The sequence below is a fragment of the Albibacterium sp. genome (genome assembly GCF_035514885.1).
Taxonomy (GTDB): domain Bacteria; phylum Bacteroidota; class Bacteroidia; order Sphingobacteriales; family Sphingobacteriaceae; genus Albibacterium.
Genome location: NZ_DATJCH010000005.1, coordinates 127,132 through 143,349, shown reverse-complemented (window position 1 = coordinate 143,349; position 16,218 = coordinate 127,132). Strand labels below are relative to the sequence as shown.

Sequence of the window (16,218 nt, the reverse complement as noted above, 5' to 3'; positions counted from 1 at the left end):
TAAATAGTCGTAATGATGAAAAAGAAATTCACTTTTGGACTTTTATTAGCGGTATTGACGATCTGGAGTTTTATTATTTATCGGCTATTATTTATAAAAAAGGAAGTAACATCGGTGGTAGTTGAGAATAGAAAACAAAACCCAATTAAAGTTAAAGACCAAATAGTATATGAACTTACCGCAAACTACAGGGATCCTTTTTTTGATAAACCCCGCAATTTAACTCCTAATATTTCTGTATCTATTGCACAGAGAGAAATTAAAATACCCATTAATGAATCAGCAGAATCCCCTATTTGCAGATATATCGGTTTAATAAAAAATCAATCAAATAAAAAAATAATAACCCTGATCAACTTTAACGAAAAAGATATAATGATGGAAGAAGGAGAATCTAAGGATGGGCTCATTCTTATAAAAAATCATGGTAATTATATTGTTATTCAGCTTGAAGGAATTACCCAATCTATATATAAATGAAAAAATATTACATTCTGTTTCTTGTACTTTGTTCCCTTATTTTTAATATCGGAGGTACAAAAGCTCAACCTACAATGGAAAACACAGTACCCTTCCACAGTAAGGTTACCTTCACAACCACAAACTTCAACCATATCCGGGTCAATACTTTAAAAAAAAATTATAATAAGCAGCATTTGGATCCTCTAATCTGGTACTATTGGTATCATAAAGACACCATTAATAGAAGTCAAGGAACCTATTCAGGAAAGTTGCTGAATGGTCCCTATGAAGAATATTTTGAAAACTGGTCTCCGAAAACTTTGGGAAATTTTGAACATGGGATGAAAACTGGAGTTTGGAAACAGTGGGATCATACAGGACGGTTAAGGAAAGTTTCAAACTGGGTAAAAAGTAAAGAAACTGGATTATTTATTTTATTTAATGAAGAAGGAGAAATCTTACAAAAAGGAAAAATGAAAGATGGAAGATTGCATGGAAAAATCACGACTTACTCACAAGCTGACAGTCTAACAACTACTCATAAGAAATTTAGAAATGGAGTTTCTTTATCTAAAAACAAAGGTCTGTTTAAAAAAATGTATGATAAAATAACCAGTAATTTATAATTACTCAAAACCGTTGCCAATTTGAAAAAGAGGAAGGTACATCGCTATTAAAATAACTCCCACAAATAAGCCTAAAAATATTATAATGAAAGGTTCCATAATTGATGATAACATAGCAGATTGATATTCAACATCATCATTATACTGCTTGGAAATCTTCTCGAAGAAAGCTGATAACTCATTCACTTCTTCTCCTACTTTTATCAATGCAATCATTTTGGAATCATATATTTTAAATTGTGTAAGCGTACTATTTAAAGATTTTCCTAACAATATTCCCTCTTCAATTTTTTGTAAAGATACCTCTATTGGATAAAAACCAACCATTTGCTTACTAAGTTGAATGGCACGAATTAGAGGAATCTTTGCTGCCATTAACAAAGCCATGGAGTTACAAAACCGACCTAGATATATCTTTCTGACCATGTTCCCAAAAAGTGGCAATTTAAGAACTACAGCAGATAAAATCCTTCTTGAATCATTCTTTTTGTGTTGGGAGTACATAAAAGCTCCTATCAAGATAAATATAATCAAAGAGGGAATACTAATTTTCTTAAGCAATGAAGAAGAATCAACAATGAATCGAGTAATTGCCGGCAATTCACTCCCTGTTCTGCTAAAAATATCTGCAAACATGGGGACTATAAAATTCAACATAAAAAAAACTGCAATAAGTGAAGTAAAGGTTACGATAATGGGATACATCATTGCTCCAAGTATTTGTCTCTTTTGTTTTATCTGTTTTTTAAAATATTCATCCAAACTTTCAAGAACGCCTATCAGTCTCCCAGTTTCTTCCCCAATTTGTATACTAAAATATTCATAAGGTGAAAATCCATTCTCTTTTTTTAGGGCATCAGATAATGAACCACCCTCAAGAATAGAAGATCGTATATTTTCCATCATCATTTTATTTCTTGGCTTCTTCTGTTCCTCAATCAAAAGGTCAAGGGATCCCTTTAAATCAACACCTGCATTTATTAAAATAGACAATTCATGGTAAAACGATTCCTTTGTAGCAGCACTGACTGCATTAAAAAAACGTATATCTTTATTTAGTAAAATCCAAACTGAACCTTTTGTTTTCGAATCAACAAGGTTGGGAGTCTTTGCAATTTTCTTTATATCAATTCCATTCATTTAAAATAGGCTTATATCCATTAATGTTTGAGCATCATACTCCTTTTTTGCTATTATAAAGCTTTGTTGATCATTAATATTAAGAGTAAGTGTCAAGTTATCAAAACATTTTCCTGGTTCAGTTACTATGTTTTTTTTAAATAGGAACTGCTTATTAACGATTTGAAATTTAAAGCTGTCAATAACTGCGTTTTCGTTTCTTCTAACGACTAAACTATCGGAAATGAAATAATGTATAGACTTATCTGAAAAAACGCTGTCAAAACCTTCGTCAGTGACTTCTATGTATAAGGAGTTATCAACATCCAAATTTATGATTTTCTGAAGTTCTAAATATCTTACTAAACGATCGGCAGAGTTTGAATAGTCTTTAAACTGATCTTGCACTATCTTATAAGATAAAAAAGAAATTGTGAAAACAACCGCTGTAAGAATCAGAGCAATCAATACCTCAATTATTGTGAAAGCAGGTACTTTTTTAATATTCATTATTATTATATATAAATAATTCTTTATGAGTAACCACAACCTTCTCATTTTCTATTGCCTCAAGCTTTAAATACATTAATAATGTATCCCCTTGATAAGGTTCACAATATTGAATTATTAAAATTCCATTTTCTGTTTCACGTTGGTCATAGTTCATTATGGAATCTTCGTTTTTAATTTTTGATGACATCACGAGTAGGTCTTTTTGCAAGCGATACAATTTATCTGGTCGGTGGTTAATGAGATCTAAGTAAATAATGGTAGAGCAGCCAAAAACAAATAAAATAATTACTAAGGCAACCACTACCTCAATAATTGAGGAGGCTTTCACTCTCGACCAGGTCCAATTTCCTGCTTTATATACACCTATTCTACCCATTTGATAATGCTAGAAGCTTCGTCCTTATTGAAAATCTTGCTTCCTATGTAATATTCAGAAAGGTTGTTTAAATTGATAGATCCATTTAAAATAAAATTATCGTACACCGTGGAAGAAGTTTTTAAAATAAAACCTTTTGTAATTGCTGAACCTTCAATTATCCCCTGCAGCTGCAACAAACCTGAAGAATACACTTGACCATTTACTGTTGAATGATTATCTAATTGAATTAAAGGTATTGGTTGATTGTGAAAAGCTACAGTTGTAAATACTATCCCTGTTACACGACTTGCAGAATCTATAATTATTGATGGATGATTTATATAATCGGCATTTTTAATACTTTTTGGCAATAAACCTAAAACCGATGGGTATTCTAAATATACATCATTCTTTAATCGAATAGAATCTTGAGCAAACGCCTGAATACTTCCACGAAATCCATTCTTTATAATTATGGAAGGAGCAAAAAGCAATACGTCTTCGATGTTTGAACTTGAATCTATTACTACAGGATTATTAGATATTAAAATAATATTCCCTTTTAGAAACACATGGTTTAACTCGAGGGAATCCTCTTTCAAAATATAAAAAGTAGGTTCGTTAAATGAACAGTTCAAACTATCAGCGTATGATGTATGAAATTGTATACCATCGTAAGGTTGGTTAAACATTTCAGAAAGCCTAAGCAATAATGCCGAATCTATTTTGGGAAGCTCTGCGTTACTGATTTTAGTTTTCCCAAAAATAACCCTTGTCCCTTCAAATTCTTGACCTTCAATATTGCTTTTGCGAACGCCCGCTGCTGAAATATACACATCACCCTTAACATAACTTCTGCCGGAAAAAGATAAAGGCAGATGTTGATCGGAAAGATACAAAGCAAATCGCTCTTTCGAAGATAGTCGCTTTCCAGTAATTCCCATTTTTCTTATGATATCATCATCTTTAAAAGCAGAAGCTATATGCACTTCATATAAGCCCCATTCTATCTTTTTTAATAACACTGAATCAGTTCCCATCCCATAAAGATCAACTCTTAATTCCTCTGAAAAGTTTATTGTTTCACTACTTAAAAGAAGATTCAGACCGGATAAGCTATTAAAATTTAATTGTTGAAAACGTTGATCCTTCAAGAATAAAGATTTAAGAGAAAGAGAAAGACCAAGTAAAAAAGTAATAACAAGGATGATAATAATTGAAATAGTTAAAACAGCTTGTAATGCCGAAGCTGATAATCTACGTTTAAAGAAGGATTTAAACATTTAATTATCCTTTTTTAACAGATATAAAGATTCAAGTCTTTCCTGTAGCTGAACAAAGTCCTTTTTCAATTTCTGCTCATCGCTCCTTATAATTACATTGTTAGAGAAGAAATCATCTACCAAGATGTTGTAAAACTGTGCTAAACGAAAAAGAAACAATGCATTTATACGAATTTTTCCAGATTCTATTCTGTTATATGATGTTTGGGTAATTTCCAAAACTTCTGAAATTTCTTTTTGAGAATATCTATTATGTATTCGAAGTCGGATCAAGTTTTTACACACTGTGCTTTTAAATTCAGTCTCCATATAGCTTTTTAATATCTCATTAAAATTAACTATAAACTATTAACGCCGAATTGTGAATTCGGGAGTAAAACTTGTGAATTCGGGAGTAATAATATTGTTACAAACATTAATAATCGATATCGAATATATCAAATAATTGTTTTTTATAATGAAGACCTCCAATGGGAATTTTTGCATCTCCGGGCTTTAAAACAATTTGGTTAACACTAATACTAAAAACCTTATCAAGGTTTACAATGTAAGACTTCTGGACTCTTAAAAAATTCTCTTTTGGTAGGATCAATTCCAATTCTTTTAATGTTACATGTGATATAGAAAAACCATGAGGGGTGTAAATTTTAACATAATCCTTCATACCCTCTATATAATGAATCTCTTTCATTTTTAAAATTATAGTTCTATTTTCATGCTTTATTTTTAAAGTTAGCCTAGAATAGCTTCCGTTAATACCAGTATTAATCATTTTTCTTACTCTGTTAGCAGCCCTTAAAAATCGAGCAAATGAATATGGCTTTATTATATAGTCAACTACATCTAAGTCATATCCTTCGATGGCATATTTTCTTTCAAAACTTAAGAAAATAAAATAGTAGGGATCTTTAAGACTTTTTACAAAATCAATTCCATTTAATTCTGGCAATGTTGTTTCGCTGAAAATCACATCGATTCGTTGACTCTGTAGAGTCACTAAGGCGTCCAACGGATTCAGGAAAGACCCTGTTAATTTTAAATAAGGAATCTTGGAAATATATCCTTCTAATATTTCTTTATCATTTTCATCATTCTCAATCACGATACATTTAATCTCCAAAACAACTTCACTCTTTTTCATCATGTTTAATTCACTTCTTCATCGGTTTGTATTGAATCCTTCTTTGTACTACGAATATCCAAAATATACAATCAATCCATTAAAGAAGTCAGACATGAGTCAACAAAAATAAAACGTTATTTAATAGACAAACAATGCGATTGGTCTTCGCTATAGGGAATTTGGTACTATTCGTTCGTCGTTTGGTCGAAAAAAAACAGGTCCAATGTAATAAGTAGATATCTTAGATAAAATGTTATTCTTAAGCCAATAAAATCTACTATGATTTATGAATTTTCTGGTTCGCAATCTCTTTCAAATGAAGATGGATATACATCTTCATTTGCATTAGAAGTTGAAGAAATAAGCCTGAATTTAAGATTACATGAAGATTTGAAATTACCAAATAGTGAAAACAGTTCACGCATATTTTCAAGAATAAACCCAAACGACGAAATAATCTCAAATATGGCAAAAGAACATATTGAAAGAAATTTCAAAACTCCTCTTACAATTATTCAACTTGCAAGGTATTTAGGAACAAACGACCATAAATTAAAGGTTGTTTTCAAACAAACATTTGGTATAACCATATTTAAATATGTGCAAAAGATCCGAATGGAAAAAGCTCAATGCTTATTATTAGAGGAGAGAAAAAGCATCAGTGAAGTTTCTTTACTCGTAGGATATTCAAATATTTCGAATTTCACGAATGCATTTAAAGTTCACTTTGGTATTTCTCCTAGAGCAATGATTAAGAACGGAATTAAATACATTTTCTTGATAGCTTCTCTTGATATGTCGCAATCGGAGTTCTTCGCATTTTTCTGGGATGTTTTAATGTCAATTACATCGATTGCGACTTTTACATAATCGATATTTCACTTTGTTTATCTGAGTATCCACTAAGCTCACCAAAAAACATTAATCGAACAGTTAAAAGCCTTCCATTCTAATCAAAAGAGAGATTTTATCATTCAGAAAAACAATCATCTTCTTTTTTAAATGTTTTTTCGTGCATTCTCAATTCCAAAGTTTATATTTGTTTTATGCATCGGATACTGAATATCGTCAAAAACAAATACGTAATTGCAAGTTTAGCTTTTATAGTTTGGATGCTTTTCTTTGATCGCAACGATCTCTCTTCTCAATATCATTATCAAAGTCAGTTAAAAGAACTTCAACAGGAAAAAGAATTCTATACCAAAGAAATCGAAAAAGTTGAAAACGATTTAAATGACCTAACCTCTGATCCTAAAAAACTTCAGAAGTTCGCCCGCGAGAAATATTTTATGAAAAAAGAGAATGAAGATGTTTACGTTATCATTCATGAATAACAACGTAAACAATCCTATTAAAGCATTCCTCCATCAACCGGTATCACCTGTCCGGTAATATAAGCACTCATATCTGAGGCTAAGAATACACAAAGATTAGCAACATCTTCTGGTTCACCTGCACGTTTTAATGGAATAGCCTGCTCCCATCCTTCTACTACTTTCGGATCCAATACATCAGTCATCTCTGTCCGGATAAATCCTGGAGCAACCACATTGGTACGAATATTCCGCGATCCCAGTTCTTTTGCTACCGACTTAGAAAATCCGATTATCCCGGCCTTCGAAGCTGCATAGTTCGCCTGTCCGGCATTTCCCTGCACTCCTACCACCGAACTCATATTTATAAAAACACCTTTACGATTCTTCATCATAATGCGCGAAGCAGCTTTCGTAACGTTAAATACAGATTTCAAATTGATATCAATAACATCATCCCAATTCTCTTCACTCATCCGCATCAGCAAACCATCTTTTGTGATACCTGCATTATTTACCACAACATCCAAGGTTCCAAAATCACTTACAATGGATTGAATCAATTTTTCAGCTTCATCAAACTTAGAAGCATCCGAGCGGTAACCTTTTACTTTCGTTCCAAAAACCTGAAGCTCTTGCTCCAACGCCTCGCCCTTTTCAACAGATGAAAGATATGTAAATGCTACATTCGCACCTTGTTCAGCAAACATTTCTGCTATTCTACGTCCGATTCCTTTAGATGCACCCGTTATTAAAGCAGTTTTTCCTTCAAGTAATTTCATAGTATCAATATTCGTTTTTCGTCAATTTAATAATTTCTAAAAATAACAATTAATCATCAATCCATCTTGCTTTTAACTCGATTTATTCAAACAGGGACCAAACAGGGATCAAACAGGGACCAAACAGGGGCAGAACAGGGATATTAGCCCTGCTTAGTCCCTGTTTGATCCCTGTTTAAAGCGGTTCTAAAGCTTCGTTAAATAGATGAAGTTTTAACCTTGGTTCGAGGATTTATTATTAAAAAATGAAATGGAAAAGAATAGTTGTTACTAAGCCTTCAAAATCAAACGTTGCATATACAACACGATCCAAGTAGCCAGAACAAAGGCTGAGGTTAAAGTAATCAAGCCAAGACTACCTATAGCCATGTTAAGAACAACGGATAAGGAAATCGCCAATGTTGCCCATAAAAAGGATTGTAGCTTCCAATTGCCTAAAGCGATGCCGCAAAGAACTGCATTGTAGCCAAAAAGTCCGGCATTAATCATAGAGGAAGGTTGAGAAAGAAGAATAGCGATCAATGCGCCCAGTGCTGATCCATACAGCGCGTAAAATGCTGAAGCTGGTGAATTAACTGCCAAAGCTATCAAGAAAAATATTCCTGTTATTGCATTATCCTGAAACCAGACTTGAGAGAAGCCTTTACTAAGTACAAAAAATAAGTCCAGTGAATTACTCTCTAAGATTGGCGGAGCAACAATCGGAACTTGCAAAACAAAAAGAAGAACAAGAATCAACAGCCAGGTAATAAGAACAAAAGGAGCTGTAAATGGAGGGACTAATTTCTTCATTTCGTACATCAGAATAGTAGAAAGCGCGGCACCAACTAGCATAACAGCCGTGGTAACTACACTAAAACCAAAGAAAAACCCAATGACAACACCAACTAAAGCACCGTTAAAACCGTAAATACCATTTTCGATATCACTTTTTGGGTATTTTAAAACCTGCGCTGTAGCTGAGCTGATAACCGTACCCAGAATGACAGCCAAACTCAATAGCCATGAATTATAAAAGATACCGGCGAGGAGTAAAAATCCTGACAATGCATTGTTCTGGAACATAACTTGTCCGACACCCCGCAAGGTTACCATTGCATAATGCTGCATACAAAATGAAAGCTAATTTAAATGTGGATACCTATTTTTTTCAAAAGTAACGATGCATTAAAGATTGTGCAGGCACCATCTTTCAGTAAATAATCAAACAACATATCTTCCCCCTTCACTTGAATATCAAAATGGAAATTTCGCACATAGTCTGGATAAACATCTGACAGGTCGGCAAGCTTTAAATCATGAGTTGCTACCATTCCTACCCCCTTATTAGCGATCAGTTTTTCGATAATGGCTTTTGATCCCAGATACTTATCTACAGAATTGGTTCCACGCAACATTTCATCCAATAAAAAGAAGGTGTTTTTATTGATTTCTACTTCTTCTAACACTTGTTTAATACGGTTCAGCTCTGCCTTAAAAGTAGAAGTACTTTCATTAATAGAATCGCGAATGCGCATATAGGTAACCATTTGCATAACAGATATTTCCATAAAGGAAGCATTGACAGGAGCTCCGGCATAGGCAAGTACAGCATTGATACCCACTGTTCGCAGAAAGGTGCTTTTACCAGCCATATTCGAACCTGTTATAAGTGCAAGCCGATGATCTTTTAATGAATAATTATTGGCTACAACCTCCTGATCGCTAATAAAAGGATGTGCAATTCTAGTTGTCTCCAATACATGAGTTTGACTGCTATTGATCAGAGGAAAACTCCAGTCAGGGCGATTAAAGTGAAGGGTTGCAATGCTGCCAATCGCTTCAAATTCTGATAGTAAATCAAATGCTTCCGGAATACCCAATGACTGTGTTTTACGCCATTCTTCCAGAGCAAAAACTTGTTTCAAATCCCACAATAAAAAGATGTTCAATAGAGTTCCTACAAAAGCATTTAGGCGTACATCCAGGCGTTCACAGATTTTGGATAGATTTTTAATGGATTGCGAAACCGGATGATTCGTTTTAGCCTGAATATTATTAAGCAGCGAATTGGCTAATTCGCTTTTCCATTGTCTTTGTTCAATAGACTGAAACACAGAGGAAAAAGATAACAATGCACTCCCGGCGATGTTTACATCGACAATGATTTGATTTACTTTTCCGCCAAAGAAAACACTCAATAATAAATGAACAATACCAACAATTATGAAAAGTGCCAGTAATTTGGAGGAAAAGAAACTTCCGGCTAATAAAGCAAGCATTAAAAATGGCGTAATCTTTACATAGTTTCTGAGAAACCTGCTTGACGTAATGGGAATAGTCTTTGAGAGATAGGTTTCTAGTTTCTTTTTATAATCGACAGGTTTATTAAGTGTAAAAATTAATTGAGCCTGAATATGTTGCCAAAAATCAAAACTGGTAGATAACTCTCTAACAAACTCTTGCCTTGCTTCAATATCTTGCTTCTCAGAAGGCTTATTCAGCCACTCTACCAGCGTCTTAATGCCTCCGACAGTAGAACATCGGTTAACTAATTGAAACAACGAAGAATCGCCGTATATGTCCAAATCGGAGCTATATAAATGCTTATCGTCCACATAATTCTCGCCATCGCTGTAAAAGTTGTTACTGCGATTGTTATAGACTGCCAACTCATTCTCATTAATTTTCAAAAAGCGTTCAAATGCTTCTTTACTTTTTACCAATTTACTTTGAATGAAAACCAACCAGAAAAACAAGATTAGAATTCCAATGAAGGTAATTAAGGTGAGTGCAATTTGCTCCGATTGTATTACCTGAAACAGGGTAAAACCACCTATCAGGATCAGGGCAAGGCGTAAAAATGAAAAACGATTGATTTTACTATTCAATTGCTTGATCTGTGCAGCTGTATCCGTAATATTATTCTGGTAATAATCTTCTTTCTGAAACCTCATATTTATAATAAATTCCGAATTTAATCTTTAGGAACGGCTTTGAAAAATTAACTTTACAGTTATTTTAGCTTATAAAAAGCAGCCTCCATGAAGATAAGTCTCATTTGTATTGGTAAAACCGACGATTCCTACTTAATTGAAGGTATTGAGAGCTTCCAAAAGCGCTTAAAGTTTTATATTAATTTCAAAATGATTGTTATTCCGGATATAAAGAACAGTAAGAACTTAAGTAAGGAACAGCAAAAGACGAAAGAAGCTGAACAAATATTAAAACATATCAGTAATGGAGATTACGTTATGCTATTAGATGAACGAGGCAAGGAATATCGATCGGTGGAGTTCGCTAATTTCTTAAGTAAGAAAATGCTATCGAGTACTCAGCATCTTATTTTTGTTATTGGCGGCCCATATGGTTTTGATGCAAGCATCGAAACTCGTTCTGACGCTAAACTTTCTCTCTCAAAAATGACATTTTCGCACCAGATGGTTCGATTGTTTTTCAGTGAACAGCTGTATCGTGCTTTTAGCATTTTAAAAGGAGAGCCTTATCATCATGAATAGGTTAAAGCAATTATTTATGGAAAAGCACGCTCAGATTCATCTAATGAGTAAGAAGCATTAAAAGAAGGAAAGGATATTGAACTATGAATAACTTTGGGAAAAGAAACTATCGCTATAAGGGTGGAAACCAGGTAAGCGAAAGCAGGTCTATGACCATCGCCATTATTATAGGCATTGCAATTATTGCCTTGTTAATCTATTTTGGTTAAAATAAAAAAGGTGTCTTTTCAGACACCTTTTTTATTAATAGCTTGTATATTATTCTTCAGTTGCAGGCTTCTCTATCCCTGCATCTAATGGTTCTGGTGCTTCTTCATTAAAAAGAGGCAGCTCTTTTAATATCTTAAACCAAGATACAATCTTTTTGATATCGGAACTGTACACACGGTCTTCATCATGATTGGGAGCTACAGCCCGAAAGAAATCACGTAAATCACTCCCTGATGCAGCTTTAACATCTGGCAGATTCTCTGATGTCTTCATTTCTTCAAAAACATCAGGCAGACGTATATCGTCATCTTCACCGAAAATAGTAATGTCTTCAAGAGAAGCCATTTTACTGGTAGATACGCTTACTACTGATTTAATCTTTTGAGCATCCAGACTTTCAAGTACATAACCTGCTTTATTCTGCCCTATTAACTTAAAGAGACCGGGTTTTCCCGATACTGCAACAATTCCTCTTAAATTCATCTATGTTATTTATGGATTCGGTTCTAACGATTCAGAACTGAAATTTATTCTTCTATGACTTCAATGCTATTGATTTTATCTCCCTGACGGATAGCATCAACAACATCTACATTTTCTACTACTTTACCAAAACAAGTATGATTTCTGTCAAGATGGGCAGTATTGGTACGGCTATGGCAAATAAAGAATTGAGACCCACCTGTATTTCTACCTGCATGTGCCATTGATAAAACACCTCTATCATGGTACTGATTTTCACCATCAAGTTCGCAATCAATCGAATAACCTGGGCCACCTGCTCCAGTACCGGTTGGGTCTCCTCCTTGAATTACAAAATCAGAGATCACACGGTGAAAAGTTACTCCATCGTAGTAACCAGACTTCGCTAACTTTAGGAAATTCGCTACAGTATTGGGGGCATCCTTATCGTAAAACTCGACAGTCATATCTCCCTTTTCAGTTTTTATTATTGCTTTACTCATATTTTTCAATTTTAATTCACAAAGATAATATTTCAAATAACTTAATCATAAAACTTCCATGTTAATCCAAATCGGAGATTTGTATCAGCCATTGGGTACCGTCTGACTGTATAATAGCCATTCGATAAAAGTCCTTGATTGGCATAGTTGTATCGAAGGAAGAAGTTAGTGCGCTTAAGAGTAGCAGTTAACCAAAGATCTACAATTGGATAGGTTGAGAATTCTATATCGGCGTTATCATTGTAAAACTGGCTAACATTAATGGCATAAGAAGGAGCCACAAAAGGAGTATTGAAGCGAACATCAAAACCAATGTTAAAGTTTACAACCTTTACGAGGATATTATTATAATAGAAACTATGCCATGTATATAATTCCGGGGTTTGCAATACATCCATATAATCAGATTTCTGATATACAGCATAATTATCAAAGTGGAATCTGCCGAATGTAAGCTTCTCTCCCACCGAAATCTTTAACATATTTATATTAGCAGTTATCTGAGTGGGCTCTATTTTTCTCATTAATATTTCAGCCTGACTCGGATTATCAACTTCCTTATAATAGTGATAATTATTCATGAGGAAATATTCTGCCCTTCCGGTAAAGCCTAGCTTTGTATTTTCATAGGTAAAAGAAAGGTTATTAATCTTTGTTTTATCAAATTTAATTGCTTCGTCGGGATTTTCGGGCCATTGATGATATTGATAATTAACATGCTCGAAAAGATATTCAGGCGATTTATTTTGTATATAGCCTCCCAAAATTATACGGCCTACCGTATTACTAAGCAAGAAGTTTGCATTCGCCTCATAGAGATAGTCGCCAAAGTTTCTACCTGCAACAATCTGATTTAAATCTCCTACAATGTTCACACGATCGCTAAATCGATATCCGATCCCTGCTTTTAAAGTTGTATTCTGAAAGCTAAACTTGTCATCTTTGGCATTAAACCATGATATTTCATTTTGAAGACGCAGATCAAGCTTGACCTCATTCTTTATAAAGGAGGTAGATTTACCACGCAAATAAAAGCTATACCCAAATTCATTGCTGATTGATTTTAACCGAGTTGAGTCTTTTGTTAGAATAGCCGGATCTTGCGTAAATGGAAAAGCTCCATTTGCATCGTCTTCATTTTTATAGAACTTGAACTTTTTACTGCTTAATCGTAAAGTATGGGAAACACGCTGAGTTGGTAAAATTTGTAGTTCTTGTGTACCAGGACTAATGGAGTCTATTCTACCAATAAAGAAGCTTTGCCGGAGAAAAAAACTATAATCTTTCCAGGTTTGTCGCGGTCGCTCTTCCCTTTGTCCGGTTAGCCGTACAATTTCAGCTTCACTGGGCTGCCTTCCTTTAACATCAAAAAGTGTATCATTCAATACCGATCCATTTTCTGATGCGACCAAGGTATTAAACACCATATTGGTTAAAAGGTTATATCGATTATTATCTGATTCATACCATGAAAAAACAGCTGCTTTTGAATCATTGTATCGTTGATTTTGATAGAGACCCTTTGCAAGAGCGAAGTTTATTTCTCCACCAATACTCCAGTTAGGGGTAACGTTCTGAGCTATCGTTGCATGAAATACCTGATCGCCGGTTACAAAACCCAGCTCTGAAAAGGGTGAACGGGCGCGGTAATATCGAATAGAATCGGGATCAAGCAAATAACGCTCAAGACTGTGGAAACCGGTTTGAAATCCGATAGTTTTAGAAGGGCTAAAAAGCAAATCACGTGTTGCTAATCCATAGCTTCCGTTATTAATACTTGGATTATATGGGTTATTCTGGGGGTTAAAGTATTGAAAACCTCGCAGACCGGTATCTATCTGTACTGTGTAAGTGCCCAGCCTCATGCGGTCTAATGTAGTGTATCGAATGTAACTGGCATTATAAATAATAGAATCTTCCTTTAATTCCTCAGCATTTCTCATAGAATCAAGATCAGCACCCCATTGCTCTCCTCTTCCTACTGGAACCTGTGCAAAAAGAGTTTGCGTGCTGAGACATAAAAGGACTCCAATTATAAAAAAGCGGAAGTTCATCATTCTTTACAAAGCTATTAATTCTTTTAAAATCTCCGTCATATACGGTTCTGTTTGTGAAGCAACTTCAACGATTTCTTCAAATGACACCGGCTGCAGATCTTCGTGGAATCCTTCGTCTGTAACAACTGATATGGCAAATACTTTTAGATCCATGTGGTTGGCAACAATCACTTCTGGCACGGTACTCATGCCTACGATATCACCGCCAATAATACGCATATAACGGTATTCTGCACGCGTTTCAAGATTGGGTCCCATGATTGAAACATAAACACCCTGATGCATTTTTATGTTTTTTTCGGCAGCAATTCGTATGGCCTCTTTCTGCAGTTTCCTACAATATGGTTTACTCATATCTGGAAAACGAGGGCCCAAATTATCTAAATTGCTACCGCGAAGTGGATTATCAGGAAGAAGATTAATATGATCTTCGATACATACAAGGTCACCCTTCTTTATATCGGGATTTAATGAGCCACTCGCATTGGAAACAAATAGTTTTTGAATGCCAAGCATCTTTAATACACGTACTGGAAATGTTATTTGCTGCATAGAATAGCCTTCGTAATAATGTAGACGGCCTTGCATTGCAACTACTCTTTTTCCATTGAGTGTACCAAATATTAATTTACCGGAATGAAACTCAACTGTTGAGACAGGGAAATTAGGAATATGAGCATACATCAATTGCTTTTCTATTTCGATTTCACCGGCAAGCTTACCAAGGCCGGTACCCAATATGATTCCAACCTCTGGTTTAAAAGTACCTACGTGCTGATTGATATATTTTAAGGTTTCTTCTAACTCTCTATACATAATCTTTATTTTTTACGAAAATACTATTATCTCTTCACTTTACCTTTTTGCGGCAATAGTTTAAGACAAGAGAGTTAAATTGACGAGTTTCCTTTTCATCGAAACACGCTTTGACCGGTATAATCAAGATCGGCAATCCGATTAAAAGAGGGTTGCTTAAAAACCTCTTTAAACGCTGAAAATCTTTCTCTGTGCTAACAATGAATTTGTTCTTAGAGGGTAAAGCTGTATATTTTTTAACAATGGACTCAATATCTTTCTCCGCATAACTGTGATGATCGGAAAAAGAAAGTAATTCAATTTTACGGCACTTGCTTTCTAAATAGCTCAACAAAGGTCTTGGATTTGCAATGCCCGTAACTAACAAGATTTCGCTGTCTTGATCAAGGATACTGTTTTTAGTTTCCGGTGTTTCAAATATATGATAAGGCCTGTCATACTCTAAATAAGAAAACAGAACCTGCTGATTGGTATCTACATCCAATCTACTAATTGCTACTTTTTTCTTTTCTTCAGAGAGTAAAGAAGGTGTTTTTGTTATGATAATAAGATCTGCTCTTTTACGCTGAGTGAATGAATCTCGTAAATTACCGGCAGGTAAAAATAAGCGTGGCTTGAATAAACTTTCATAATCAAACAATAAGATACTTAAACCCGGTGTTAATGAACGATGCTGAAAGGCATCATCTAAAACGATAACATCGTGATAATCTTTTAATCTCCTTACACCTTCTACCCGATCTTCACAAACAGCAACGGTGATTTCAGGATATTTTGTTTTAAACTGTAAGGGTTCATCTCCTACCTTTTTAAAGCTATCCGTTTTTTCGACATATATAAATCCGTTTGTTTCTCTTCCATAACCTCTGCTTAAACTTGCTACCTTAAAGGAATCTTTTAATAAACGAATCAGGTATTCAGTAAGGGGACTTTTACCGGTACCTCCAACGGCCAGGTTTCCAATAACAATAATAGGGATATCAAACTTTTGAGATTTAAAAATGTTCTTGTCATACAGGAAATTGCGAATGGCAATCACCAATCCATAAAGTAGAGAAAACGGCCATAAAAGTAATCGAAGTGTTTGGATCATT

General features: G+C 34.4%; 20 protein-coding genes. 6 read left to right on the top strand and 14 right to left on the bottom strand.

The features are described from left to right. Window positions 1–12 precede the first annotated feature (12 nt). Together VL047_RS01415 and VL047_RS01410 are read left to right on the top strand one after the other, a co-directional pair. A complete protein-coding gene (locus VL047_RS01415) occupies window positions 13–480 on the top strand; it encodes a hypothetical protein (protein WP_325357761.1) in 468 nt (155 codons plus the stop codon). Further along, window positions 477–1,088: a hypothetical protein gene (locus tag VL047_RS01410; RefSeq protein WP_325357759.1), complete on the top strand. Its 612-nt coding sequence runs from the start codon at window positions 477–479 to the stop codon at window positions 1,086–1,088. Before VL047_RS01415 ends, VL047_RS01410 begins: the two co-directional genes overlap by 4 nt. On the opposite strand, the gene VL047_RS01405 is transcribed toward VL047_RS01410, so the two are convergent. From VL047_RS01405 to VL047_RS01380, 6 genes are all read right to left on the bottom strand, one after another. Continuing rightward, window positions 1,089–2,228: a type II secretion system F family protein gene (locus VL047_RS01405; RefSeq protein WP_325357757.1), complete on the bottom strand. Its 1,140-nt coding sequence runs from the start codon at window positions 2,226–2,228 to the stop codon at window positions 1,089–1,091. Next, window positions 2,229–2,717, bottom strand: coding sequence for a hypothetical protein (locus tag VL047_RS01400; protein ID WP_325357755.1), 489 nt, complete (start codon window positions 2,715–2,717; stop codon window positions 2,229–2,231). Further along, window positions 2,707–3,096, bottom strand: a complete 390-nt coding sequence (locus tag VL047_RS01395) for a hypothetical protein (RefSeq protein ID WP_325357753.1) — start codon at window positions 3,094–3,096, stop codon at window positions 2,707–2,709. Before VL047_RS01395 ends, VL047_RS01400 begins: the two co-directional genes overlap by 11 nt. Further along, entirely contained in the window at window positions 3,084–4,361 is a 1,278-nt protein-coding gene (locus VL047_RS01390; RefSeq protein ID WP_325357751.1) for a hypothetical protein, read from the bottom strand. Before VL047_RS01390 ends, VL047_RS01395 begins: the two co-directional genes overlap by 13 nt. After that, complete coding sequence (locus VL047_RS01385; RefSeq protein ID WP_325357749.1) at window positions 4,362–4,670, bottom strand: helix-turn-helix transcriptional regulator; 309 nt, start codon at window positions 4,668–4,670, stop codon at window positions 4,362–4,364. A 106-nt stretch (window positions 4,671–4,776) separates the two neighbouring features. Beyond that, complete coding sequence (locus tag VL047_RS01380) at window positions 4,777–5,505, bottom strand: LytTR family DNA-binding domain-containing protein (RefSeq protein ID WP_325357747.1); 729 nt, start codon at window positions 5,503–5,505, stop codon at window positions 4,777–4,779. A 258-nt stretch (window positions 5,506–5,763) separates the two neighbouring features. On the opposite strand from VL047_RS01380, the gene VL047_RS01375 reads away from it, so the two are divergent. Together VL047_RS01375 and VL047_RS01370 are read left to right on the top strand one after the other, a co-directional pair. Next, a complete protein-coding gene (locus VL047_RS01375) occupies window positions 5,764–6,354 on the top strand; it encodes an AraC family transcriptional regulator (protein WP_325357745.1) in 591 nt (196 codons plus the stop codon). A gap of 176 nt (window positions 6,355–6,530) precedes the next feature. Next, entirely contained in the window at window positions 6,531–6,818 is a 288-nt protein-coding gene (locus tag VL047_RS01370) for an FtsB family cell division protein (protein ID WP_325357743.1), read from the top strand. A gap of 17 nt (window positions 6,819–6,835) precedes the next feature. Here the strand turns inward: VL047_RS01370 and fabG are convergent, their stop codons facing one another. The 3 genes from fabG to VL047_RS01355 form a co-directional block, all read right to left on the bottom strand. Next, complete coding sequence (fabG, locus tag VL047_RS01365; RefSeq protein WP_325357741.1) at window positions 6,836–7,579, bottom strand: 3-oxoacyl-[acyl-carrier-protein] reductase; 744 nt, start codon at window positions 7,577–7,579, stop codon at window positions 6,836–6,838. Window positions 7,580–7,849: 270 nt separating this feature from the next. Beyond that, entirely contained in the window at window positions 7,850–8,674 is an 825-nt protein-coding gene (locus VL047_RS01360) for an urea transporter (protein WP_325357739.1), read from the bottom strand. Between the two features lie 32 nt (window positions 8,675–8,706). After that, on the bottom strand, window positions 8,707–10,515 hold the full coding sequence (locus tag VL047_RS01355; protein ID WP_325357737.1) for a MutS-related protein: 1,809 nt from the start codon (window positions 10,513–10,515) through the stop codon (window positions 8,707–8,709). Between the two features lie 87 nt (window positions 10,516–10,602). Between VL047_RS01355 and rlmH the strand changes: the two genes are divergently transcribed. Together rlmH and VL047_RS01345 are read left to right on the top strand one after the other, a co-directional pair. Next, the gene (gene rlmH / locus VL047_RS01350) at window positions 10,603–11,076 is read left to right on the top strand and encodes a 23S rRNA (pseudouridine(1915)-N(3))-methyltransferase RlmH (RefSeq protein WP_325357735.1); all 474 of its coding nucleotides are present in this window, start codon (window positions 10,603–10,605) and stop codon (window positions 11,074–11,076) included. Window positions 11,077–11,159: 83 nt separating this feature from the next. Next, on the top strand, window positions 11,160–11,285 hold the full coding sequence (locus VL047_RS01345; RefSeq protein WP_325357733.1) for a hypothetical protein: 126 nt from the start codon (window positions 11,160–11,162) through the stop codon (window positions 11,283–11,285). Window positions 11,286–11,334: 49 nt separating this feature from the next. Here the strand turns inward: VL047_RS01345 and VL047_RS01340 are convergent, their stop codons facing one another. From VL047_RS01340 to lpxK, 5 genes are read right to left on the bottom strand one after another with little or no spacing between them, the layout of a single operon-like run. Further along, a complete protein-coding gene (locus tag VL047_RS01340) occupies window positions 11,335–11,769 on the bottom strand; it encodes a DUF5606 domain-containing protein (RefSeq protein WP_325357731.1) in 435 nt (144 codons plus the stop codon). Between the two features lie 44 nt (window positions 11,770–11,813). Further along, on the bottom strand, window positions 11,814–12,251 hold the full coding sequence (locus tag VL047_RS01335) for a peptidylprolyl isomerase (RefSeq protein ID WP_325357730.1): 438 nt from the start codon (window positions 12,249–12,251) through the stop codon (window positions 11,814–11,816). A 41-nt stretch (window positions 12,252–12,292) separates the two neighbouring features. Then, window positions 12,293–14,308, bottom strand: coding sequence for a putative porin (locus VL047_RS01330; RefSeq protein ID WP_325357728.1), 2,016 nt, complete (start codon window positions 14,306–14,308; stop codon window positions 12,293–12,295). A 3-nt stretch (window positions 14,309–14,311) separates the two neighbouring features. After that, window positions 14,312–15,124: a purine-nucleoside phosphorylase gene (locus VL047_RS01325; protein ID WP_325357726.1), complete on the bottom strand. Its 813-nt coding sequence runs from the start codon at window positions 15,122–15,124 to the stop codon at window positions 14,312–14,314. A gap of 34 nt (window positions 15,125–15,158) precedes the next feature. Continuing rightward, entirely contained in the window at window positions 15,159–16,217 is a 1,059-nt protein-coding gene (gene lpxK, locus VL047_RS01320) for a tetraacyldisaccharide 4'-kinase (RefSeq protein ID WP_325357724.1), read from the bottom strand. Between the last annotated feature and the right edge of the window lies 1 nt (window position 16,218).

What these genes read in the sequence shown, in the direction of transcription:
- VL047_RS01415 (WP_325357761.1), top strand. Translation starts at nt 13, where the DNA reads ATGATGAAAAAGAAATTCACTTTTGGACTTTTATTAGCGGTATTGACG.
- VL047_RS01410 (WP_325357759.1), top strand. Translation starts at nt 477, where the DNA reads ATGAAAAAATATTACATTCTGTTTCTTGTACTTTGTTCCCTTATTTTT.
- VL047_RS01405 (WP_325357757.1), bottom strand. Translation starts at nt 2,228, where the DNA reads ATGAATGGAATTGATATAAAGAAAATTGCAAAGACTCCCAACCTTGTT.
- VL047_RS01400 (WP_325357755.1), bottom strand. Translation starts at nt 2,717, where the DNA reads ATGAATATTAAAAAAGTACCTGCTTTCACAATAATTGAGGTATTGATT.
- VL047_RS01395 (WP_325357753.1), bottom strand. Translation starts at nt 3,096, where the DNA reads ATGGGTAGAATAGGTGTATATAAAGCAGGAAATTGGACCTGGTCGAGA.
- VL047_RS01390 (WP_325357751.1), bottom strand. Translation starts at nt 4,361, where the DNA reads ATGTTTAAATCCTTCTTTAAACGTAGATTATCAGCTTCGGCATTACAA.
- VL047_RS01385 (WP_325357749.1), bottom strand. Translation starts at nt 4,670, where the DNA reads ATGGAGACTGAATTTAAAAGCACAGTGTGTAAAAACTTGATCCGACTT.
- VL047_RS01380 (WP_325357747.1), bottom strand. Translation starts at nt 5,505, where the DNA reads ATGATGAAAAAGAGTGAAGTTGTTTTGGAGATTAAATGTATCGTGATT.
- VL047_RS01375 (WP_325357745.1), top strand. Translation starts at nt 5,764, where the DNA reads ATGATTTATGAATTTTCTGGTTCGCAATCTCTTTCAAATGAAGATGGA.
- VL047_RS01370 (WP_325357743.1), top strand. Translation starts at nt 6,531, where the DNA reads ATGCATCGGATACTGAATATCGTCAAAAACAAATACGTAATTGCAAGT.
- fabG (WP_325357741.1), bottom strand. Translation starts at nt 7,579, where the DNA reads ATGAAATTACTTGAAGGAAAAACTGCTTTAATAACGGGTGCATCTAAA.
- VL047_RS01360 (WP_325357739.1), bottom strand. Translation starts at nt 8,674, where the DNA reads ATGGTAACCTTGCGGGGTGTCGGACAAGTTATGTTCCAGAACAATGCA.
- VL047_RS01355 (WP_325357737.1), bottom strand. Translation starts at nt 10,515, where the DNA reads ATGAGGTTTCAGAAAGAAGATTATTACCAGAATAATATTACGGATACA.
- rlmH (WP_325357735.1), top strand. Translation starts at nt 10,603, where the DNA reads ATGAAGATAAGTCTCATTTGTATTGGTAAAACCGACGATTCCTACTTA.
- VL047_RS01345 (WP_325357733.1), top strand. Translation starts at nt 11,160, where the DNA reads ATGAATAACTTTGGGAAAAGAAACTATCGCTATAAGGGTGGAAACCAG.
- VL047_RS01340 (WP_325357731.1), bottom strand. Translation starts at nt 11,769, where the DNA reads ATGAATTTAAGAGGAATTGTTGCAGTATCGGGAAAACCCGGTCTCTTT.
- VL047_RS01335 (WP_325357730.1), bottom strand. Translation starts at nt 12,251, where the DNA reads ATGAGTAAAGCAATAATAAAAACTGAAAAGGGAGATATGACTGTCGAG.
- VL047_RS01330 (WP_325357728.1), bottom strand. Translation starts at nt 14,308, where the DNA reads ATGATGAACTTCCGCTTTTTTATAATTGGAGTCCTTTTATGTCTCAGC.
- VL047_RS01325 (WP_325357726.1), bottom strand. Translation starts at nt 15,124, where the DNA reads ATGTATAGAGAGTTAGAAGAAACCTTAAAATATATCAATCAGCACGTA.
- lpxK (WP_325357724.1), bottom strand. Translation starts at nt 16,217, where the DNA reads ATGATCCAAACACTTCGATTACTTTTATGGCCGTTTTCTCTACTTTAT.